Source organism: Microbacterium sp. TWP3-1-2b2 (genome assembly GCF_049896145.1).
In the GTDB taxonomy this organism is placed as follows: Bacteria; Actinomycetota; Actinomycetes; order Actinomycetales; family Microbacteriaceae; genus Microbacterium.
The window spans coordinates 2,001,441-2,022,473 of sequence record NZ_JAFCTS010000001.1; the positions used below are offsets into that span (position 1 = coordinate 2,001,441).

Consider the following 21,033-nt stretch of genomic DNA (forward strand, 5'->3'; position numbering starts at 1 on the left):
CGGATGCCGCCGTCGAGATCGACCCGATCGTGACGAGCAACGACACCGACGAGGTCATCGCCCGCGAAGCGTTCGGTGCCGAAGGGGCCGACGGATGGTCGGTCAGCTTCGATGAGTCGATGGCCGACACCGGGTCCGACGACTACCGCGGCTGGCAATTCACCACGCGCGAAGAATGGACCGGCGAGGTCGACGAGATGCGCACGCGCTTCGGCCGGACGCACGACACGATCGTGGTGGCCGATGCCCAACAGTTCGCCGATCAGCCGTTCGACGCGACACTGACCGGTGCCCCCATATCGGTCGAGGGACTCGGCGCGGTGCGCCTCACCTTCGACAGCCACTATCGCGGTGCTGTCGGACAGGTCGGCACGGTCGAGGTGAGCTTCGACGGCGGCGAACCGACGGAGATCCTGCGACTCGATTCGGAGTCTGTCGCTGACGGTTACGACGCCGGCCAGATGAACTACGCGCAGGATGTCACGGTCGATGTTCCGGCCGGAGCCGAGAACGCGGTCTTCAACTGGAATCTGTCCGGTTACGTCGGCGCCCGATACTGGGCGATCGATTCGGTCACCGCGCACGAGGCGCTCGCCGCTCCGACCGGCGACGCCACTCGTGCGTGGGTCATGAGCGACATCCAGGGTCACCCGCAAGACCTTCAGCACGCACTCACCGACTACGCGGAGCTCCTGCCCGGTGCGGACGGGATGCTGATGGTCGGCGACATCGTGAACAGCGGTTCGGACGCGGAGTGGAACGAGATCTACGACGTGATGGACGCCACGGCCGACATCCGTCCGCGTCAGACCATCGCATCGATGGGCAACCACGAGCGCTACGCCGCGGGCGGCTTCGACGCCAACCGGGACCGTTTCCTCGACTTCGCACAGCGCGACCGCGTGTGGGACGAGTACGTCATCGAAGGCCCCTCGGGTGATCTGCCGGTGATCGTTCTCGGTCAGGAGTTCGCAGGGCCGACCGACGTCGCCATGAGCGATGCGCAGGTCGAATTCCTCGAAGAACGTCTCGCTCACTGGACCGCTCTCGACAAGCAGGTCGCCGTCATGACGCACTTCCCGCTCGGGGACACGGTGTCTGCCTCGTGGATCCCCGGATACCACGGTCACCACCAGATGAACGATCGCCTGACCAGCATCCTGGGCAACTACCCGAACGCGATCGTGTTCTCGGGCCACACGCACTACCCCGCCGAGCTCGGTGACTGGGCAGTGCAGCGACGCACGGCTGATGGGCACGCCGACGGGTTCTGGGCTGTGAACACGGTTGCCATGCATGTCGAATGGGATGCACGCGGCGAGAACACCGCCGGCATCAGTGAGATCGTGACGCGCGACATCAACCAGGGGCTGACGCTCGAAGCCTACGGCGACCGGGTCGTGGTGAAGGCGTACGACTTCGCGGGCGACAGCTGGCTGCGCGAAGTCGTGATCCCGAACCCGCTGGTCGCGAGCGCGACTGTGGAGGGCATCGTCGCCGGCACTCCGGAGATCGTCTCGACGCACCACCTCGGCATCAAGCCGGGTGCGAAACTCACGGTCGAAGAGGGCGAGTGGACGGAAGGCGCGGAGTTCTCGTACCAGTGGCTGGCCGATGGCGAGCTGATCGAGGGTGCCACGACCGATCGATTCCACCTGACCGGCGCATGGAAGGGTCACGAGATCACCGTGCGGGTGACCGGGACCGTCGAAGGGCTCGCCCCGGCCCCCCCCGACCCCGCGCGTCTCCGCCGCTCGGGCCCACCCCCGCGGGGCCCCGCCCCCCCCCGGCGGGGGGGGCACGGCTGCATCACCCAGGAGTTGGAATGCTTCACCCCCGTGCACATACCCGTCTGCCTGCCGCGGTCCTGTGGGACATGGACGGCACGATCGTCGACACCGAAGGCCACTGGATCGCTGCGGCCGAGCAGATACTGGCGGAATCCGGTGCGACAGCGCCGACGAGAGCGCTCGCCCGGCTGGTCGGGCTCGCTCTGCCCGACGGAGCGCATGTCATTCGCGAACTCGGAGGGTCGGGTTCCTCCGACGCGCTCCTCAAGCGATGGATGGAGCTGGCGACGCAGCACACCATGGCCGAGGGAATCGGCTGGCGGCCGGGCGCGCGAAGCCTGCTGGCAACGCTCAGCGCCGCTGGCGTGCCCCTCGCACTGGTCACGATGTCGTACCGCGACTACGCGGCGGAGATCATCCGGGCGCTGCCTCCTGGAACGTTCGACGTCACCGTCACCGGCGACGAGGTCTCACGAGGCAAGCCGTTCCCCGACGCGTACCTGCGCGCTGCCGAGCTGCTGGGGGTGAACCCGGCGGACTGCGTCGCGATCGAAGATTCCCCGGTCGGCCTGGCCGCAGCCCGTGCCGCAGGTGCAGTCACGGTCGGCGTCCCGCATGATGTGCCGCTCACCGACGGCATCGCCGACGCGCTCTGGCCGACGCTGCATGGGCGCGGCCTGCACGATCTCCGGCTGCCCTTGCGCAGAGAAGGCGCCGGGAACGACGAATCCCCCACCGCATCTGCGGCAGGGGATTCACACTCTGTGCGCCCGAAGGGACTCGAACCCCTAACCTTCTGATCCGTAGTCAGATGCTCTATCCATTGAGCTACGGGCGCATATCTCGGCCCACATCTCTCGAAGTGGGCCTCAGCAAGAATACATGACGAAGCACCCCAACGCGAAACCGGGCGTCAGGCGTCCTGCTCCCGCTTGCGCCGCGCCCGCTGCTCGGACGACAACGCCTGCAGATCGACGAGGCGCAACGCCTGCATCCGCGCCTCGCGCATGACTGCGTAGTCGGGATCCTGATCGGGACGCATGCCCTCGACGTGGAGCCGGCGATCCAGGTTGCCGCGCACATCTGCCCACGCCGCCTCGCGCGCGCCTTCCACGAGCGCGCCGAGCTGCTCGGGATCATCGGCGATCGCCCTCAGCTTCTCTGCGACTCCTGCGGACTGCTTGGCGCGGCGGCGGAGGTTGCGCACGTCTCGGTCACGATAGTCGTGCGTGCTCGAGGGGTCGGAGTGCCGCCCTCGCGCGCGCTTGCGCCATGTGGTCACGCGTTCGGCGGCCTGTTCGGATTCATCGGCCATCGCCAGCAGCGCCTCACGAGCATCGCCGAGATAGCGAGCCGCGTCGAACACCCCACCCTGGGCGATCGTGCCCACGAGAATGCGATTCTTCACCATCAGGCGCGCCGCGGCCGTCCCGATGGCGACGCCTTCGGCCACGGCATCCGCAGTTCGTCCCAACACAACCTCCTTCGGAAATCGTACCGTCACCAACCGACGCCGAAAGGGCCAGAATAGAACCCGACAGGTTCTCCCCACCTGCGATGAAGCGACTGGCACGCACCCGAAGCGTGTCAGGAGGAGGATGCATGAGACGGCTGACCCTTGCCGGGAACACCACTGTGATCACCGGCGCTGCCAGCGGCATGGGGGCGGAGATCGCCCGGCAGCTCGCTGCCTCAGGAGCCCACCTCGCACTCCTGGACCACAACGCGCAGGCGCTCGCATCGGTCGCGACGGACCTCCCTGGCACCGTCACCACCCACGTCGTCGACCTCCGAGACGACGACGCCGTCGCCGCGGCCGCTGCCGCGGTGACCGCAGCGCACCCGAGGATCAACGCATTGATCACGTGCGCGGGATCATCCATGCTCGGCAGTCTCGACCAGCTCACGATGGAGGAGATGCGCTGGCTGGTCGACGTCAATCTCTGGGGCACCGTCTCGATCACCAAGGCGATGCTGCCCGCATTGCGCTCCCGACCGGCCGCGCACATCACGCACCTCGCGAGCGTCTACGCCCTCGCCGCCCCGGCAGGGCGCATACCGTATTCGATGAGCAAGTTCGCCGTACGGGGATTCTCCGAAGCGCTGCGCCATGAGCTGGAGGGCAGCACAGTCACCGTGGGTGCGGTCTACCCGGCCGGCGTGCGGACCGGCATCATCCTGCACGGCCGGTACGCTGCCGCGATCGACCCCGCCGTCGCCGCGCGTGCCGCGTCAGCGCAGGCTGCGATGTACCACACCGAACCAACGGATGCCGCGGCCCGCATCATCCGTGCCACTGAGCGGCGCAGCATCCGCGCGATGGTCGGACGCGAAGCACGCCTGATCGATGTACTGACGCGCGTGGCGCCGAACCGGTACTGGCGAGTGATGCGCGGAGCGCTGCGACAGGCGACCGATACGACGACCCCGACGGGTTGACGAGACGAGACCCTGCAACCCGTCAGACCGCGCGGGTCACCTCGTCCACACCGCGCCCGCGCCGAGCTTCTTCACTGCGGCGGCGGCACCCTGCTCGAGATGTCGAGCCACCAGGCGCTTGACCACGTCCACGTCTCGGGAGCGGAGCGCGTCGTGCAGCCGCCGATGCTCCGCAGCCATCGCCTCCACATCGCCGTGCTGACCGAACACCCACTTCAGACGGGTGGCGAAGATACCGGCGAGCTCGTTGAGCATCTCGTTGCCCGCCAGCACCGCCACATACTCGTGGAACGCGCCGGAGAGCAGCCTGGACTCATCCAGATCGCCCGCGCGTGCGGCGCTCTCTTCGCGCTCGACGAGTCGCAGCAGCTGTTCGATTCCCGCGTCGTCATGGCGTTCAGCGGCAAGGATGAACATCTGCGTCTCGATCGCCTCACGGACCTCCGCGAAGTCCTGCACGTCTCGCAACGTGTATTCGCGCACCGTCGCCCAACTGCGCGGCCGCGCGACGACGATGCCTTCGCTCACGAGAGCGCGGATGGCCTCGCGTACGGGCAGACGCGATACATTCAGCTCGGCCGCGATGTCGCGTTCCACCAGACGTGAGCCCGGCAGGCGCCGACCGAGCACGATGTCGTCGCGCAGCATCCGCGTCACGCGCGACGATTCGAGCTCCCGGTTTTCCGCTCTCATTTGCGCATTCTCTCACTCATAGGTGGATTGCGCCAGATTTGGTATCCCGGATTCCGGCTTGCGCCGGACGCGCTCAGGGCAGCCGGTTGGCCTCGGACAGGTTCGCCCGTAGCTCCGGCTCCGTCTGGCGCACGACGTACGCCGGACGATCGCGCTCGACCCGCCAAGACTCGCTCAACGGGCTGACGTCGACCGTGTCGAACCCGATCTGGTCGTACAGCCTCGTCACGAACTCGACAGCATCGGGGAAGTCGCTCGAGGTCGCCAGCGCGCGACGGTCAGGCGATCCCGCAGGCGCCCCATCGACCGTGATGTCGCCGGAGCGGATATGGTTGAACGCCTTGACGACCTTCGACGTGGGCAGGTGCTCCTGCAGCAGCTCCGAGACGGTGGTCTCGCCCTTGTCCAGGGCCTCGATCTGACCATCCCGCTCGAAGTAGTAGTTGTTGGTGTCGAGCACGATCTTCCCCGCCAGGGGCTCCACCGGGACCTTCGACAGCGCGTGCAGCGGCACCGTGACCACGACGACATCACCGGCGGCTCCGGCTCCCTCCGCGGTCGCCGCGCTCGCCTTCGGTCCGAGTTCCGCGACCAGGTCCGAGAGAGTCTCGGGTCCGCGCGAGTTCGAGATCACGACGTCGTATCCGGCCGTGATCGCCGCACGTGCGACCTGGCTGCCGATGTGCCCTGCACCGATGATTCCTAGAGTTGTCATGTCAGAGGCAACAGGTCGTGCCCACCGCTATTCCTGTATGACCCTAGATGACACGCGCACCTCATACGTGCGTCAGGCGCCCCTCGGGGAGGATACCGACCGCGACCGGCTGACCTCGGGTGTTCGACCATTGGCTCCATGATCCCGGATAGACGAGCGCGCGGATTCCGGACTGTTCCAGAGCCAGCGCCGTGTGCATCGCCGCCACTCCTGAGCCGCAGTAGACGGCGACGTCGGTGCCGGCATCCACACCCGCAGGGGCGAAGATCCGGCGCAGCGCGTCTGGTCGCTGCAGGCGACCGTCGCCTGCGACGGTCGCCATCGCGGGAAGATTCACCGCACCGGGGATGTGGCCACCGACCGGGTCCGTCGCGGTATGCACGCCGCTGTACTGCTCGGGCGTGCGCACATCGAGCAGCACACCTCCGTCGCGGAACGCCTCGACCTGCTCGAGCAGGATCACTCCCCCCGCGTCACCTGCGAGCGTGATCCCGCCTGGCTCAGGAAGCACGTCGCCGCGTTCGAGCGGCATCCCTTCGCCCGCCCAGGCACGGATGCCGCCGTCGAGCACCCTCACATCCACGCCGAACCGGCGCAGCAGCCACCAGAGGCGGGCAGCAGGCACGCTGCGATTGTCGTCGTACGCCACGACGACGTCTCCGTCGTTCACCCCCCATCCGCGCGCGGCGCGTTGCAGGTCGCCGGAATCGGGAAGCGGATGCCGGCCCTCCGCCGGCTCACCGCGACGGGCGAGCTCATGCTCCAGGTCGACGTACACCGCGCCAGGAAGATGCGCCCGCAGGTATTCGGGCCTGCCTTCAGGCCGATCGAGTCGCCAGCGCACGTCGAGCAGTCGCACGGCGGGTCCGGTGCCGTGCTCTTCGGCGCGCTGCAGATGGATCAGCTGCGCCACGCTGACGAGGTGGCTCATGTCCCCAGCATCCGCATGATGCGCCCTGCAGTCACGCGACGATGACACGCTCGTTCATGTGACGACACACGCCGTCACACGCGCATGACCGCGACCGGAGCGCCGCGATTCAGGGCAGCTTGCGAATGGCGTCCTCTGCGGCCACCCAACCGAGCATCGCGCACTTCACGCGGGCGACGTAGCGGGAGACGCTGCCGAGTGCCGCGGCATCGCCGAGCAGCTCTTCATCAGGTTCGGTCTTCCCGCGCGAACGCATGGCCTCGCGGAACGCATCGATGCGCGCGGAGACCTCAGGCACGGTCATGCCCTCGACGAGCTCGGCGAACAGTGACGCCGAGGCCTGCGAGATCGCGCAGCCGTGGCCTTCCCAGGCGATCGCCTCGATCGTGCCGTCGGATGCCGTATGCACCTGCAGCGTGATCTCATCACCGCACGTCGGATTCAGCTGATGCGACTGCGCCTTCACCTCGTCGCGCAGGCCGAAGCCGTGCGGGGTGCGGGAATGATCGAGGATCAGCTCCTGGTACAGGTTCTGCAGGTCGCTGGAGGTCATGAGCGCACCCCGAAGAAGCTGATGGTGGCTGCGACGCCTTCGAGGAAGAGATCGACCTCGGATTCGGTCGAGTACAGGTACGTGCTGGCGCGTGTCGATGACGTCACGCCGAGCCTGCGGTGCAGCGGCTGCGCACAGTGGTGCCCGACGCGCACGGCGATCCCCTTGTCATCGAGGAACTGTCCGACGTCATGCGAATGGATGCCTGGCACGTCGAAGCTCGCAAGTCCCACCCGCGGCAGATCGATTCCGGCGCCGAGCACGCGGACGCCGTCGATCGCGGAGAGTCCGTCGAGGAGACGTCGTCCGAGAGCGGCCTCGTGCGCGGCGATCCTCGGCATCCCGATCTCCGAGAGGTAGTCGACCGCTGCGGCGAGCGCGATCGCCTGCGACACCCGCTGGGTGCCGGCCTCGAAGCGCTGCGGTGGGGGCAGATACTCGGCCGACGTCGTCGTGACGGTCGTGATCATGGAGCCGCCGGTGAGGAACGGCGGCATGACCTCGAGCAGTTCACGACGCCCGTAGAGCGCGCCGATGCCGGTCGGCCCGAGCATCTTGTGACCGGAGAACACGGCGAAGTCGACGCCGAGCGCCTTCACGTCGAGCGGCAGATGCGGCGCCGACTGGCACGCGTCGAGCAGCACGAGCGCGCCCGCCTCGTGAGCCGCGGCGATCAACTGCTCGATCGGGTTGATGACGCCGAGCACGTTGGAGACGTGGGTGACGGCGACGATCTTGGTGCGTGGGCCGATCAGACCGGCGGCCTCGTCGAGGCGGAGAGCACCTTCGTCGTCGAGGGGGATGACCCGCAGAGTCGCGCCGGTGCGGGCGGCGAGCTCCTGCCAGGGGATGAGATTGGCATGGTGCTCCATCTCTGTGGTGACGATCTCGTCGCCCTCGCCCAGCCTGAACCTCTCGGCAGTCGCGCCGCCGCGACCGACGGACGCGTTCGAGAATGCATAGGCGACGAGGTTGATCGCCTCGGTGGCGTTCGATGTCCAGACGATCTCGTCGTCGTCGGCGCCGACGAAACGTGCCACAGTGGCGCGGGCGTCTTCGAAGAGTTCGGTCGCTTCAGCGGCGAGGGTATGCGCCCCGCGGTGCACGGCGGAGTTGAGCGTGGTCAGGAACTCGCGTTCCGCGTCAAGGACCGACTGCGGACGCTGTGCGGTCGCGCCGGAATCGAGATAGACGAGCGGATGCCCGTTCACCTGCGTCCGCAGGATCGGAAAATCCTCACGGAGGCGGTGGATCTCGGCGTCCGCCAGTGAGGTGACATCAAGGGAAGTGCTCATCCTTCAAGTTTCTCACCCGTCAGCGCCGCCAGGGCCCCGGACTCAGGCTGGTGAGTCGTCCGGGTTCAGCGACTTCAGAGTGTCTTCCTCGACCGCGTTGTCGGCGTCGAGCTGCTCCTCAGTGGATTCATCGCCGCCCAGGGACGCGCCTTCGTCGTGCGCAGCGAGGTTCTCGGGGTGGCGTTCTTCAGCGGGGTCGGGTCGGTGATCGTCCATATCGAGCACGCTACGCCTGATCGAGTGGCCGCACCATCATGGATGCAGCGTCACGGCGTCGTCCGCTCGTTCTTGATCAGGGCGCCGGCGGCGATGAACGTGACGGCCGCGACGATCTGCGCCGCGATCCAGACGGGACCGCTGAACCCGAACGGGAAGATCGGATTCCAGACCACGGCGACGCCGACGAAGACCACCGTCCACCACCACTGCCGTGCCTGCCAAGCGAACCAGGCGACGATCAGCGCGAGGATCGCGACGACGAAGAGGATGATGGTCGCGCCGAGCCCCTCGGTGAACAGGGGCGAGACGAAGAGGGCGATCGCCGCGAGCAGGCCCGGTGCGAGTGCGTTGCGCTGCGTCTGCGGGGCGGAGGAGGTCATGTCATCCATCTTCCCGCACTTCCAGTTTACCGGTGAGGTGGGGGCTTGCGGCAAGGGCCCCTCGGGGGCGCATACTGGTCGATCGTGCGCACCGATGTCCGGCGGCACGATCGATTCGGAGTCGTAATGAATCTCTCCACCACCAGCGCTTTCCATCTCCCCGACCGTCTCGTCGCCAAAGCCGATCCCGCCCTCATCTCGTCCGACGAGGCGCACTTCGCCGCCATCGCCGAGACCGTCCGCGACAGCATCGCCGACGCATCCGCTCGCCTCGATCGTGCCCTCAGCGCGCCGAGCGGTGTGGGCGGCGCAGCAGTGGAACGCGATCTGGAGATCCACCGCCTCAACGCGCGTCTCGCCATGTTCCGTCGTTACGGGATCGACATGTGCCTGGGGCGCATGGTCACCGCCGAGGGCGCGCACATCTACATCGGCCGACTCGGTCTCACGGGCTCCGACGGACGTCAGCTGCTCGTCGACTGGCGCGCGCCTGCAGCAGAGGCGTTCTTCGGAGCCACGCTCGCCGATCCGATGGGTCTTGTCACCCGCCGCCGGTATCGCTGGAGCGGGGGTCGCATCAGCGATTACTGGGACGAGGCCTTCACTCCCGAAGCACTGGCGGCCGGAGGCGCGCTGGACGATCAGTCATCCTTCATCGCGAGCCTTGGCAGCTCTCGTTCAGCGCGCATGCGTGACGTGCTCGCGACCATCCAGGCCGATCAGGATGCCATCATCCGCGCCGGCTCGACGGGAGCTCTCGTCGTGGACGGCGGCCCCGGTACCGGCAAGACGGTCGTCGCGCTGCACCGCGCGGCGTATCTGCTGTACTCCGACACCCGCATCTCGCGCGGCAGCGGAGGCGGTGTGCTCGTGGTCGGCCCGCATCAGCCCTACCTCGCGTACGTCGATGATGTGCTGCCCAGTCTCGGCGAAGATCGCGTGCAGACCTGCACCCTGCGCGATCTCGTCCCCGGCACAGCAGACGCTCCCCAAGAGGCCGACCCTTCCGTGGCTGCGGCGAAAGCCGATGGCCGTCTCATCGATGCGGTCGAGGCCGCTGTGCGCCTGTACGAGCAGCCACCGCAGCGGGCGACGATCGCCGAGACTCCCTGGGCCGATCTGCATGTGCGGGCGCTCGACTGGGAAGAGGCGTTCGACATCGACACGGATGCTCCGCACAACGAAGCACGTGACGAGGTGTGGGATGCGGTGCTGAACATCGTTGTCGACAGGTTCGCAGAGCAGATCCCGCGTGCGCAGCTGAAACGGGTGCTCGCACAGGATGAGGCGCTGACCCAGACGTTCAATCGCGCGTGGCCACTGCTGGACCCGGCGGGTCTCGTCGCCGCGTTGTGGACCAGCCCCGGCTTCCTCGGGCGATGCGCGCCCTGGATGACCGACGCCGAGATCAGGCTGCTGCAGCGCGAGGATGCCCGCGCGTGGACCGCATCCGACCTTCCGCTGCTCGACGCCGCAAGACGCCGGGTGGGCGACCCCGATTCAGGGCGGAGGCGCCGCGAACGCGAACGCGCGAGGGCAGCGGAGAGGGAGTACCGTGCGAGCGTCGCCGATTACCTGATGGAATCCTCCGACGACGATCTCGGCCTCATGTCGATGCTGCGCGGAGAAGATGTGCAGAACAGCCTCGACGACGATGACGCCCTTACGCGCACGAGCGCCGACCCCTTGTCCGGGCCGTTCGCGCACATCATCGTCGACGAGGCCCAGGAGCTGACGGATGCCGAGTGGCGGATGCTGTTGAGCCGATGCCCTTCACGCAGCTTCACGGTCGTCGGCGATCGCGCGCAGGCACGGCACGGGTTCACCGAGTCGTGGCAGGAGCGGCTCACCCACGCGGGACTCAAGGACGTGCACCTGGCCTCTCTCACTGTGAACTACCGCACACCCGAGGAGATCATGGTCGAGGCGGAGCCGGTGATCCGTGCCGCCCTTCCCGACGCCAATGTCCCGACCTCGGTGCGCGCAAGCGGCATCCCCGTGCGTCGCGCGGGGGTGCGAGAACGCGACGCCATCCTCGATGCATGGATCGTCGAGAACGAGGAGGGAACGGCCTGTGTCATCGGCGATGAGACGTTCAGCGCCACCGAACGGGTACGATCGCTCACGCCGACGCTGTCGAAGGGCCTCGAGTTCGACCTCGTGGTGCTGGTCGAACCCGAGGACTTCGGCGACGGCATCGAAGGCGCGGTCGATCGGTATGTGGCGATGACGCGTTCGACCCGAGAGCTCGTGGTGCTCACGGGATGAACGGGTCACGCGGGTGGGAAGTGAGGGATCTCGTTCGGTCTGGTCGCCCGGGAGGGGTTCATGCCTGCCGCCACTGCGGTGTCGAGATCAGCCAGGAGCTCGTCGAGATCCCGGTACCTGGAGCGAGTCGGGCATGGGCTCCGCAACCAGAGCACCTCGAGGGTGCCGGTCTCGTTGCGGTCGACGTACGCCACGAGGCGTCCCGGATCCGTCTGCTTCCTCGAGCCGTCACTGATCCGCCACGCGCCACGTCCCAGTGGGATGACCTCCCAGGCCGTCGCGTTGGACCTCGGAGGCTCCGGGGCTGCAATTGTCATAGCGGTTTCCCTCCAGTCACCGGCAGAACAGCACCGGATACATACGATGATTCGCCTGAGGCGAGGTACACATAGGCGCCGGCGAGCTCGGCGGGCTGGCCTGCGCGACCCAGCGGGGTATCGGCGCCGAAGCTGCGGATCTTGTCGTCGTCCCACCCGGTCGCGGGGATCAGCGGCGTCCAGATCGGCCCTGGGGCCACCGCGTTCACGCGTACGCCACGCGGCCCTGCCTCTTCGGCGAGCGCTTTCACGAAGGCGACCTGAGCGGCCTTTGTCATCGCGTAGTCGATCAGCCCGTGCGACGGCTCGTACGCCTGAATGGATGCCGTGACGATGATGCTCGAGCCCGGCTGCAGGTTGGGGAACGCCGCACGCGCTGAGAACAGCATTCCGGCGAGGTTCGTGTCGAACACCCGGCGCATCGCCGTGGTGTCCAGATGCGCGAAGCCGGCGACATCGTGCTGGTATCCCGCGTTCAGCACGAGGATGTCGAGATCGCCGAGTGCTCGACGCGCCTCCAGCACGCACTCCGTCGCGAATTCCTCATCGCGCACGTCGCCGGCGATCCCGAGCCCGGTGCGACCGGCTTCGCGAACCAGGCGGAGCGTGTCATCAGCATCCCCCTGCTCTTCGGGCATGTGAACGATCGCGACGTCCGCGCCCTCACGGGCGAACGCGATGGCGACCGCACGTCCGATTCCGGAGTCTCCGCCGGTGATCAACGCCCGCCGACCGGCGAGCCGCCCGTGACCTTCGTAGCTGTCCTCACCGTGATCCGGTGTGGGTCGCATCTGGTCGGTCTGCCCTGGCTGGTCCTGCTGCTGCGGGGGGAAACCTTCGTCGGGGTGTGCATAGCGGGGATCTTCGGTCTGCATTCTGGTCTCCTCTCTCGGTTGAGTGTGACTCGAGCCTCCTTCAGTTCTGCCACCGTGCCAAGGGGGTTGACAGGGTTGCGGGCTAGTGCGATCACGCGCCCATGTCAACGGGGACGCGTCGTGCCGGCTGCGTTGAGAGGATGCGAGAACTGACGAAGAAGGGAACGACCGTGAGCGACGTGACCATCCTCGCCCCGTCTCCGACGCTGACCGTGACCGTCGAGGATCACCCCCAGGGCTCCGAGATCCATGTGCACGCGGGCGGGCAGGGCGTGTGGCAGGCGCGGATGCTGCGCCGCCTCGATGTCCCGGTGACGATGTGCTGTGTGTTGAGCGGCGAGATCGGCCGAATGCTGCAGCACCTGCTGGAAGACGAGGGGATCACCGTCGTCGCCGTCGAACGGGAGGGACGCGGCTCTGCCTACGTGCATGACCGCCGCCAGGGCAAGCGCATCGTGATCGCCGAAGAAGAGGGGGATCCGATCGACCGTCATGCACGAGATGATCTCTACGGAGCGGTGCTTCACACCGGCGCAGAATCCAAAGCGGTTCTGCTCAGCGGGCCCGCAGGAGATTCGACGGTGCCGGCCGACCTCTATCGCCGGCTCACGCTCGACCTGCGCAACGAGGAGCGCCCGGTCATCGCCGACCTTGCGGGCGACCGTATGCGCGCGGTCGTCGAAGGCGGCATCGACGTGCTCAAGGTCAGTCACGAGGAGTTGCGCTCGGATGGCCTCGTCAGTGATGCGTCCGTGCCCGACCTCGCCAGGGCGATGCGCCGTCTCCGCGAACAGGGCGCCGGAGCCGTGATCGTGACGCGCTCGTCCGAGCCGCTGCTGCTGCTCGACGAGCACGGTCTGATCGAGGTGTCGCTCCCCCGCTTCGAGGAGAACGAGGCCCGCGGTGCCGGCGACTCGCTGACCGCAGGAGTGGTGGCGGCGCTCACTCGCAGTGAGACTCTGCGTGATGCCCTCAGCCTGGGCGCCGCCGCGGGTGCCCTCAACGTCACCCGGCACGGGCTCGGCACCGGCGACCCTGACGCGATCGCGGGACTGCGCGAGAGCGTCCAGGTACGGGAGATAGCGCTGTCCGACGCGGATGCCGGAATGCCGCAGGGACGGGTCAGCCCGGACGGGCTTGCCGCACTGGCCGAAACGGAGGAGTCATGACGCATCGCGCGCTCATAACCAATGACGACGGCATCGACGCTCCAGGTCTCGTGGCGCTGGCGGATGCCGCGGCCAGGGCAGGACTCGATGTCACCATCGCCGCACCCGCAGCGCAGTCGAGCGGTTCGAGCGCGTCGATCATGGCGAGCGAATCCGATGGGCGCATCGCCGTGGATCGGCCCACGCTGGACACCCTGCCTGACGTGCCGACTTTCGCCGTGCACGGCGGTCCGGGATTGATCGCGATGATCGCCGCACGGGGAGCGTTCGGCCCGGCGCCGGACGTGGTGCTCTCCGGTGTGAATCACGGCGCCAACGTCGGTCGTGCGATCCTGCACTCGGGCACGGTCGGTGCCGCCCTCACCGGCGCACTTAACGGAGCGTGGGCGATGGCCGTGTCACTCGACGTCGGCATGAACCCGAGCGCGTTCCACTGGGACGTCGCCGCCAGAGCTGCCGTCGAACTGCTCCCTCTGCTGACATCGGAGGCGCGCGGAACCGCTCTGAACGTGAACGCGCCGAATCGACCGGATCCCCTCGGCATCCGCCAGTGCACGCTGGCTCCGTTCGGGATCGTGCAGACGACGGTCGCTGAGAGCGACGAGAGCTACGTGCGACTCGCTGTCGAAGAGCTGCCGAACGTGCCGACGGCCGACAGCGATGCCGCGTGCCTGGCCCAGGGCTGGGTCACGATCACAGGCGTCGATTCGGTCACAGAGCGACGCATCGACGTCACGGATCAGCTGACCGCCGGGACCGTCGACATCTCTGCGGCGCCAGGGGCCTCGCCGTTGTCGGCCGGCTCAGGGACGAGATAGAGGCCGGCGGGAGAGTTCGCGTTGAAGGCGAGCGCGTCGACCCAGGCACGGTTGACGGAAGGCTGCCTCCCGCCGTAGTACTTGTAGACGATCGAGCTGCCGGGATGCACCCATACCGTGGTGCGTCCGCCGCCGACGCTGGCGTCTTCGCGCCAGCTGAAGGCGAATGGCTCGCCGCGTCGAAGCTTCGCGCTGACGACGAGCTGGATGTGCAGCAGCGCGCGGTCCTCGATCTCGACCTTGACGCCACCCTCGTAGATGAACTTGCCCATTTGTGTGCCCGCTTTCATGACATTCCCGTATCGTCCGCGCGTGCGCGCCCCCGGAGCATTCCCGTCTGAGTAGCCTAATGCGATGGGAATGATCTTTTACGGCGGCGCCGCTGAACCGATCTCCGTGGAAGATCGCGCGCTCGCGCATCTCAAAGTCGTCATCGCCACGAAGCTGAGACGCAATGAGAGCTTCACACTCTCGTGGCGACATCCGGAAGGACAGCGTCCGGGCCGGTCCACGATCTGGCTGCACCCGTCGATCCCGCTGCGCTTCGTGTTCGACGAACCTGAGCCGCCGGCGCTGAGCGCCGAGTGGATCACCGCGATGGCGAACTCCGCCAACACGAGCGGAGGCATCAACCTCGTCGCGGAAGACACACGACCATCTGAGATGTAGGTGCCGCCGAGCGGACGCTGTCGCCATCCTCATCACCTGCCGTCGGCCTGTGCTGATGATTCGACCAGCGCAGCACTCTGCTGCGCTGACAGGCGGTCCGGTCGCGCGTGGATCCGATAGCCGGCGTCGGTCTCCTGCACCGCGAACGGGTCGGCGATGGCCGGTCGCCGCCGCAGTACCCCGAGCGCGTCGTCGACGCGGGTCGCCGGCCAACCGAGGGCGCGTGCCAGCCGCCGTGCAGTCATGACCTGCCGGGTCTGGCCGAGGGCAGCGATGACGGTCTTCGCATCGCTGATGGTGGGGTCAGCGAGATCGCTGCCGCGCAGATGGTCAGTGAGCGCGCCGAAGAACTGGCCCATCCGGGCCAGCCTGATCCCCGCAGCGCTCTTCGCGCCGAGGAGGGCGAGACCCCGGTGGGCAGCATCCGCGACGTCGGCGTGTCCACTCGAATCAGTGCGCATCGCCCGCGTCCAGACGTCATCACCCACGCGGTAGTACTCTCTACGATCGCCTGGTTCGCTACGGCGTTCGACCAACTCCATCCCTTCGAGATACCCGATCGCTTTGGATACCGAAGCCGGGCTCACGCCGAGCTCGCTCACGAGCCCGGCAGCCGTGGCTGTGTCGGATTCTGCGGTGATGAGACCGGCGAACACCCGTGAGGCCATCCGGGGCATGCCTGTCGAGGCGAGAGCCGAGGTGAGTTCCTCCACGAATGCACGCGCGGGATCCGCGATGGCGTTCGTGCGAATCCCGGTGGTTCGCGATCGGGTGCGGCGACGTGTGGCCTGCTGTGCCTGGCCGGCGGTGTAGTCACGGTGTCCGTTGCGAGCGACCTCGCGACTCACGGTCGAGGTGGGACGCCCGATCCGCCGCGCGATCTCCGCATAGGCGAGTCCCTCGGCCAGCCCAGCGGCGATCGTCTGCCTCTCTGCGAGATCCAACCGACCGCCCGACACCATGCTCTCCGTTCACCTTGCAACGCGAGGGATTGCGTTCACGCGCATCAGCTCGCAACGATTCCACTGTTCACAGCAGCTTATGTTGACGCTTCCGTGAACGCAACGTAGCGTTTCGAAAATCTGAAACACACGACAAGAAGGACACATCATGCATGTCTTGGCGATCTCGACGGTGACCGACGATGACCGATTCTGGGGCGGCCTGAAGAAGGCGTACGGGCGTCTGCCGAAGCAGGCGGCGTGGGTTCTCGCACTGGCGGATGCGGGTGGAACGCGGGCGGTGAATGTGATTCGACACGACTCCATCGAAGCCGTGCGTGACGTGCTGGAAGGGCACGCCGGGTCCGCGGCGGTGACCGAGTACTTCGAAGTCGACGCGGCCAACGCCGTCGGCCTCGCCGAGTAAGGCCAAGAAGTGGCCACCCTCACGAACCTGCGTCCTCGGATCGCCGAGATCCTCTCCGAATACGAGACACCGGGAGCGGTGGTGGGCATCCTTCATCGCGGTGAAGTGACCGAGCTCGCGTACGGCGTCACGGATATCGCGACCGCTGAGCCTGTGACACCCGCCACGGTGTTCCAGTGCGGTTCGCTGACCAAGTCGTGGACGGCGCTGGCGTTCATGCAGCTCGTCGACGAGGGCAAGGTCGCACTCGACTCGCCGGTGCGCACTTACCTGCCCCGCTTTCGCGTGGCCGATCCAGAGGTCTCCGCGAGAGTCACTCCGCGGAACCTCCTGAATCACACCAGTGGAATCGAGGAGGCTTACGGTGACCAGGGCGAGACGGATGCTGTGTACGAGCGCATGGTCGAGGCCATCGTCGACGCACCCCAGGTCAGCCCCCTCGGGAGCACGCACGGCTACAGCGCAGCACTCGGTTACGCGATCCTCGCCCGCATCGTGGAAGTCATCGATGACAAGCCGTGGGACAAGATCATGGCCGACCGACTCTTCGATCCGATGGGCCTCGTCGACACGACCACCCGGAGGGAGGACGTCGATCTCGGCCGCGCCGCGAGAGGCCATCTGGTCCGCTCCCTCGAAGAGGGGCCGATCCCCACCCCGATCGACTTCCTTCCGCGCGCGTTCGGGCCGAGCGGCGGCATCTCCTCCTCTGTTCGCGGCATCCTCGCTCTCGCCCACGTCTACCTGCACGGCGGCGTCGCAGCGAATGGCCACCGCATCCTCTCTGCGCAGCAGGTGCAGGTGATGATGGCCTCACGGGTGACCATTCCTGATCCGTACCTCCTCGGCCAGGAATGGGCTCTCGGGCTCGTTGCGTCCGACTGGCGCGGGATACCCGTCTACGGACACGACGGCAGCACCATCGGGCAGAACGCCCGTCTACGCATGCTCCCCGGCGACGACCTCGCGCTCGTGCTGCTGACCAACGGCGACGACCGAGAAAGCCTCTACAGAAGGATCTTCAATGTCGTTCTCGCGGAAATCGGCACCGTCACCATACCGCCACTGCCCGACGCGAACCCGACGCTGGTGCTCGACCATGCCAGGTACCTCGGCGTCTACGAGCGGCCGGGCGCGCGGTTCGAGGTCACTGCCGACGGTGACAGGCTCCGTCTCAGTGTGGACGTCGATCCCCTGCAGGCCGACATCATGGGTCTGCCACGACACATCACGCGCGACCTCATCCCGATCGACGAAACGCACTTCCTGATCCCGCCGGCCACGGCCTTGGAGGAGCCGCAAACGGCTGCGATCTTCGATCTCCGCGACGGGCGCGCACGTTACCTCCACACCAACGCGCGTCTTCATCCCCGTCGACCATGACCCGTCGCGACGACCGCTAGCCACGAGGACCTCTCCGGTCAAGGCCCTCCTCGTCGATCACCCGAGCACGTAACGTTGCCGTTCCAGTGAGCTTGAAGGGACCGGATATGACCGACCAGACCGCGCCAGGGTACGAGCCGACCACGACCCACGCCGAATGGGGAGCGGGCGATCCGCGTCTGCTCGTCTCGCGCGAGGACGACCGTTCTGTGCATCACATCAACACAGACACCGTGCGCATCGGTCAGGCAGAGGGCAATGAGCTGCGTCTTGCCGACACGGATCCCGTCCACGCGACGATCACGCATGACGAGCGGGACGAGTACGTGCTCACCCTGCACGGCGAGGGCGAGATGAACGCGAACCCTCTGTCGGCCGAGACCGATGGCGGCGACCGTTCGGAGATCCTGCGCACGGGCGCCCGCTTCACCGCAGGCCCCTGGACCCTCGTGTTCAGCAGGGAGGAGTTCGCCGATCACGGACGACCCTTCGGCGGACGTGAAGGCGGCGAGTTCGACGATCAGCCGCCGCAGCCCGCGAGGCCCGCCTATACCGACGACAACGGAGACGAGTCGGATGCCGGGCTCGAGGTGAAGGACGGCTGACCGAGATGCAGACGACGAGAGGAACGAGAGAATGACCCTGACGCGGGATATCATGACCCCGGCACCGCGGTGCATCGGCGAGAACGACTCACTCAGCATCGCGGCAGCCCTGATGTCCGAACTGGACGTGGGAGCCCTGCCGATCTGCGGTGAGGACAGGAAGCTGAAGGGCATGCTCACCGACCGGGACATCGTCGTCAGAGCCGTCGCCGAAGGCCTCGATACCGAGACCACGCCCTCGAGAGCGCTCGCGCAAGGGAAGCCGGTTACGGTCCAGGCGTCGGATGACATCCGCATCGCGCTCGAGAAGATGCAGGAGCACCAGATCCGCCGACTGCCTGTCATCGACGATCACCTGCTCGTGGGAATCATCAGTCAGGCAGATGTCGCACGCTCGCTGGCTCCCGAGGCCACCGGCGTGACGGTCGAGAGCATCTCTCGCTAGGCACCTGAGTGAGCGAAACGCAATCCACCGACGTCGACCGGCTCAGTCGGGTGGCACGCAAACGGGATCTTCGCATCGCGGTGGTCGAGTCCCTCACCTCCGGAGGCCTCGCCCACGAGATCGGCGCCGGCGAAGGAGCCAGCAACTGGTTCGCCGGCGCCATGGTCGCGTACATGACCGACGTCAAGCAGCATCTGCTCAAAGTCGCGCCGGGGGTCGACCCGTGCTCCGCTGAATGCGCGGAGCAGCTCGCCGTCGGCGGTCTCGAGTTGTTCGCCGCCGACATCTGCGTCTCCACGACCGGCGTCGGAGGGCCGGACCCTGAAGACGGGCACCCGCCGGGAACCGTCTACCTCGGCTGGGCGAACCAGCACCAACACGGGCACGAACACCTCCAGCTCGACGGCGACCCCGAGGAGGTGCTGACGGCGACGGTCGACGCCGCCAGCCGCCTGTTGCGTGAACGCGCCGAGCGCTTCGACCATCTACCAGAGGGCGCTGACGCTCCGACTCGCAACCTCGTCTGAACACGGAGCCGACCCACATCTCAACCGAAGGAGAGCAATCATGCCACGCGGTGCGAACTCACGACTGAAGGATCCCGAGCTCTATGAAGAGCTGCGCGACGACGGTGCCTCCAAAGAGAAGGCGGCGCGTATCTCGAACGCCACTGGCGGGACGAAGCAGGGACGGTCAGAGGTCGGTCGTCGCGGAGGCGAGGCCGGGGACTACGAGGACTGGACGGTCGAAAAGCTGCGTGGCCGAGCCAAGGAACTCGGGCTCACCGGCTACTCGAACAAGCGGAAGTCCGAGCTGATCACGGCGCTTCGGAATCACTGAGCCTCAGAACGCGGTCGAGGTGATCGTTGCGGAACTTCCCGGTGGGGTCGACCCGCGCAGCAAGCGCGATGAACTCGCCCAGCCGGTCGAAGCCCGCGGCCTGATCGAACCCTGCCGAGTACACCTTCCCCCAGTGCGCGCGGGGGGTGAACGGCCTCAGCGCGGCCTCGATCTCGGGGAGGATGGCGGCGACCTCGTCCGGACGCTGCCGCCAGGTGAAGTGGATGGCGAGTCGCCCGCCGCCCTCCCCGCCGCTGAGCCACAGATCATCCCCGGCGAAGGTTCTGAACTCGCTCACGTGCAGCAGAGGGTCGATCCGCTCGCCGAGCGGTCGGATGGCGCGCAGCGCGTCGACCGCGGCCGCCCGCGGCACGAAGAACTCGGACTGGATCTCGTCGCCTCCGGCGCTGGGGTCGCGGTCGAAGCGGAAGTGCGCGAGCCTGGTCGACCACGCGCCGCGCGTGCCCAACGGCGTCATGTTGTCATCGGGCGCGTCGCCGGTGATGATGGCGTGCACGTCGGCGGTCACCCGGTCGCCACCGAAGAGTCGGGATCCGGCATCCGCTGAACCGGCTCCGTCCGCACGAGCGCGATGCTTGAGCCAGAGCGTAGAGAGCGTCGGCGTCGCCCACTTGCCGAGCACGCTGACGCTGTACGCCGACGCCATGATCGCGTCGAACTGATCCAGGAAGGTGTCCCAGCTCAGTCCGGTGTACACCTGCTGCGTCACGTCGTACGTGGGCTCGATCGCCAGCCTTATCCGAGTGATGACCCCGAGCGCACCCAGAGCGACGACGCTGCCGTCGAAGTCCGGGTCGCCGGCACCCACCCACGTCAGTTCGCCGTCTGCGCCGATGCGCTCGATCCCCCTCACCGCGGTCGAGAGCACACCGTTGCCGTCGCCGGAGCCGTGCGTACCTGTCGCGGTGGCGCCGGCGACGGAGATGTGCGGCAGAGAACCGAGGTTGTGCAGCGCCCAGCCGTGCTCATGCAGGAACGCCGCGACGGCACCGTACGGTGCCGCACCACGCACGGTGACCGTCCGCGCGGCCTCATCCAGTTCGAACGGTGACGCGATATCGCGCAGCGAGATGAGCTGCGGCGCATCGGCGATGTCGTTGAACGAATGACCGGTGCCGAGTGCTCTGATCCGAGGTGCGTCCGCGACCAGTCGCTGCGCTTCGGCGATGTCTCGGGCGTGAAGCACATCCGTCGGAGTGAAGGCGACGTTGCCCGCCCAATTGCTGAGTGTCATTCGACC

Annotated in this window: 25 protein-coding genes, 1 tRNA gene and 1 pseudogene; 13 read left to right on the top strand and 14 right to left on the bottom strand. The window is 67.2% G+C overall.

The window, feature by feature from the left end; genetic code table 11:
* Positions 1–629: 629 nt before the first annotated feature.
* Positions 630–1,448 (top strand): annotated as a pseudogene (locus ACP7AR_RS09875) (DUF4073 domain-containing protein); the annotation flags it as partial.
* Between the two features lie 428 nt (positions 1,449–1,876).
* Positions 1,877–2,590, top strand: coding sequence for an HAD family hydrolase (locus tag ACP7AR_RS09880; RefSeq protein ID WP_426185220.1), 714 nt, complete (start codon positions 1,877–1,879; stop codon positions 2,588–2,590).
* Here the strand turns inward: ACP7AR_RS09880 and ACP7AR_RS09885 are convergent.
* Together ACP7AR_RS09885 and ACP7AR_RS09890 are read right to left on the bottom strand one after the other, a co-directional pair.
* Positions 2,556–2,628 (bottom strand) — tRNA-Arg (locus tag ACP7AR_RS09885). The genes ACP7AR_RS09880 and ACP7AR_RS09885 overlap by 35 nt on opposite strands.
* Before the next feature lie 75 nt (positions 2,629–2,703).
* A complete protein-coding gene (locus ACP7AR_RS09890; RefSeq protein ID WP_426185222.1) occupies positions 2,704–3,267 on the bottom strand; it encodes an asparagine synthase in 564 nt (187 codons plus the stop codon).
* Positions 3,268–3,392: 125 nt separating this feature from the next.
* On the opposite strand from ACP7AR_RS09890, the gene ACP7AR_RS09895 reads away from it, so the two are divergent.
* Complete coding sequence (locus ACP7AR_RS09895) at positions 3,393–4,229, top strand: SDR family NAD(P)-dependent oxidoreductase (protein WP_426185224.1); 837 nt, start codon at positions 3,393–3,395, stop codon at positions 4,227–4,229.
* 36 nt (positions 4,230–4,265) lie between these two features.
* Here ACP7AR_RS09895 and ACP7AR_RS09900 read toward each other — a convergent pair whose 3' ends face one another.
* From ACP7AR_RS09900 to ACP7AR_RS09930, 7 genes are all read right to left on the bottom strand, one after another.
* On the bottom strand, positions 4,266–4,922 hold the full coding sequence (locus ACP7AR_RS09900) for a GntR family transcriptional regulator (protein ID WP_426185226.1): 657 nt from the start codon (positions 4,920–4,922) through the stop codon (positions 4,266–4,268).
* 73 nt (positions 4,923–4,995) lie between these two features.
* Positions 4,996–5,637 (bottom strand): NADPH-dependent F420 reductase, encoded by a 642-nt coding sequence (locus tag ACP7AR_RS09905; RefSeq protein ID WP_426185228.1) that lies wholly within the window; start codon positions 5,635–5,637, stop codon positions 4,996–4,998.
* Positions 5,638–5,698: 61 nt separating this feature from the next.
* On the bottom strand, positions 5,699–6,568 hold the full coding sequence (locus ACP7AR_RS09910) for a sulfurtransferase (RefSeq protein ID WP_426185230.1): 870 nt from the start codon (positions 6,566–6,568) through the stop codon (positions 5,699–5,701).
* A 109-nt stretch (positions 6,569–6,677) separates the two neighbouring features.
* Positions 6,678–7,121: a Fe-S cluster assembly sulfur transfer protein SufU gene (sufU, locus tag ACP7AR_RS09915; protein WP_426185232.1), complete on the bottom strand. Its 444-nt coding sequence runs from the start codon at positions 7,119–7,121 to the stop codon at positions 6,678–6,680.
* A complete protein-coding gene (locus tag ACP7AR_RS09920; RefSeq protein ID WP_426185234.1) occupies positions 7,118–8,416 on the bottom strand; it encodes an aminotransferase class V-fold PLP-dependent enzyme in 1,299 nt (432 codons plus the stop codon). The genes sufU and ACP7AR_RS09920 overlap by 4 nt, the downstream gene beginning before the upstream one ends.
* Before the next feature lie 42 nt (positions 8,417–8,458).
* The gene (locus ACP7AR_RS09925; RefSeq protein ID WP_426185236.1) at positions 8,459–8,632 is read right to left on the bottom strand and encodes a hypothetical protein; all 174 of its coding nucleotides are present in this window, start codon (positions 8,630–8,632) and stop codon (positions 8,459–8,461) included.
* Between the two features lie 50 nt (positions 8,633–8,682).
* Entirely contained in the window at positions 8,683–9,015 is a 333-nt protein-coding gene (locus ACP7AR_RS09930) for a DUF6804 family protein (protein ID WP_426185238.1), read from the bottom strand.
* Between the two features lie 126 nt (positions 9,016–9,141).
* Between ACP7AR_RS09930 and helR the strand changes: the two genes are divergently transcribed.
* The gene (gene helR / locus ACP7AR_RS09935) at positions 9,142–11,283 is read left to right on the top strand and encodes an RNA polymerase recycling motor ATPase HelR (RefSeq protein ID WP_426185240.1); all 2,142 of its coding nucleotides are present in this window, start codon (positions 9,142–9,144) and stop codon (positions 11,281–11,283) included.
* Between the two features lie 5 nt (positions 11,284–11,288).
* Here the strand turns inward: helR and ACP7AR_RS09940 are convergent, their stop codons facing one another.
* Positions 11,289–11,600 carry a hypothetical protein gene (locus tag ACP7AR_RS09940; RefSeq protein ID WP_426185242.1) on the bottom strand — a complete coding sequence of 104 codons (312 nt, stop codon included), beginning with the start codon at positions 11,598–11,600 and terminating at the stop codon, positions 11,289–11,291.
* A complete protein-coding gene (locus tag ACP7AR_RS09945) occupies positions 11,597–12,475 on the bottom strand; it encodes an SDR family oxidoreductase (protein ID WP_426185244.1) in 879 nt (292 codons plus the stop codon). Before ACP7AR_RS09945 ends, ACP7AR_RS09940 begins: the two co-directional genes overlap by 4 nt.
* A gap of 170 nt (positions 12,476–12,645) precedes the next feature.
* On the opposite strand from ACP7AR_RS09945, the gene ACP7AR_RS09950 reads away from it, so the two are divergent.
* Positions 12,646–13,644 carry a PfkB family carbohydrate kinase gene (locus ACP7AR_RS09950; protein ID WP_426185246.1) on the top strand — a complete coding sequence of 333 codons (999 nt, stop codon included), beginning with the start codon at positions 12,646–12,648 and terminating at the stop codon, positions 13,642–13,644.
* Positions 13,641–14,462 carry a 5'/3'-nucleotidase SurE gene (gene surE, locus ACP7AR_RS09955; protein ID WP_426185248.1) on the top strand — a complete coding sequence of 274 codons (822 nt, stop codon included), beginning with the start codon at positions 13,641–13,643 and terminating at the stop codon, positions 14,460–14,462. Before ACP7AR_RS09950 ends, surE begins: the two co-directional genes overlap by 4 nt.
* On the opposite strand, the gene ACP7AR_RS09960 is transcribed toward surE, so the two are convergent.
* Positions 14,384–14,734: an ATP-dependent DNA ligase gene (locus ACP7AR_RS09960; RefSeq protein WP_426187704.1), complete on the bottom strand. Its 351-nt coding sequence runs from the start codon at positions 14,732–14,734 to the stop codon at positions 14,384–14,386. The two genes, surE and ACP7AR_RS09960, sit on opposite strands and share 79 nt — an antisense overlap.
* A gap of 82 nt (positions 14,735–14,816) precedes the next feature.
* Between ACP7AR_RS09960 and ACP7AR_RS09965 the strand changes: the two genes are divergently transcribed.
* Positions 14,817–15,131, top strand: a complete 315-nt coding sequence (locus ACP7AR_RS09965; RefSeq protein WP_426185250.1) for a hypothetical protein — start codon at positions 14,817–14,819, stop codon at positions 15,129–15,131.
* A 32-nt stretch (positions 15,132–15,163) separates the two neighbouring features.
* Here ACP7AR_RS09965 and ACP7AR_RS09970 read toward each other — a convergent pair whose 3' ends face one another.
* A complete protein-coding gene (locus tag ACP7AR_RS09970; RefSeq protein WP_426185252.1) occupies positions 15,164–16,075 on the bottom strand; it encodes a MarR family transcriptional regulator in 912 nt (303 codons plus the stop codon).
* A gap of 175 nt (positions 16,076–16,250) precedes the next feature.
* On the opposite strand from ACP7AR_RS09970, the gene ACP7AR_RS09975 reads away from it, so the two are divergent.
* From ACP7AR_RS09975 to ACP7AR_RS10000, 6 genes are all read left to right on the top strand, one after another.
* Positions 16,251–16,499, top strand: coding sequence for a hypothetical protein (locus tag ACP7AR_RS09975; RefSeq protein WP_426185254.1), 249 nt, complete (start codon positions 16,251–16,253; stop codon positions 16,497–16,499).
* A gap of 9 nt (positions 16,500–16,508) precedes the next feature.
* Positions 16,509–17,882 carry a serine hydrolase domain-containing protein gene (locus ACP7AR_RS09980; RefSeq protein ID WP_426185256.1) on the top strand — a complete coding sequence of 458 codons (1,374 nt, stop codon included), beginning with the start codon at positions 16,509–16,511 and terminating at the stop codon, positions 17,880–17,882.
* Positions 17,883–17,989: 107 nt separating this feature from the next.
* Positions 17,990–18,487: a hypothetical protein gene (locus tag ACP7AR_RS09985; protein ID WP_426185257.1), complete on the top strand. Its 498-nt coding sequence runs from the start codon at positions 17,990–17,992 to the stop codon at positions 18,485–18,487.
* Between the two features lie 52 nt (positions 18,488–18,539).
* Entirely contained in the window at positions 18,540–18,932 is a 393-nt protein-coding gene (locus ACP7AR_RS09990; RefSeq protein ID WP_426185259.1) for a CBS domain-containing protein, read from the top strand.
* An 8-nt stretch (positions 18,933–18,940) separates the two neighbouring features.
* Positions 18,941–19,459, top strand: a complete 519-nt coding sequence (locus ACP7AR_RS09995) for a CinA family protein (RefSeq protein ID WP_426185261.1) — start codon at positions 18,941–18,943, stop codon at positions 19,457–19,459.
* A gap of 40 nt (positions 19,460–19,499) precedes the next feature.
* Entirely contained in the window at positions 19,500–19,772 is a 273-nt protein-coding gene (locus ACP7AR_RS10000; RefSeq protein ID WP_426185263.1) for a DUF7218 family protein, read from the top strand.
* On the opposite strand, the gene ACP7AR_RS10005 is transcribed toward ACP7AR_RS10000, so the two are convergent.
* Positions 19,750–21,027, bottom strand: a complete 1,278-nt coding sequence (locus ACP7AR_RS10005) for an FAD-binding protein (RefSeq protein WP_426185265.1) — start codon at positions 21,025–21,027, stop codon at positions 19,750–19,752. The genes ACP7AR_RS10000 and ACP7AR_RS10005 overlap by 23 nt on opposite strands.
* Positions 21,028–21,033: the final 6 nt, after the last annotated feature.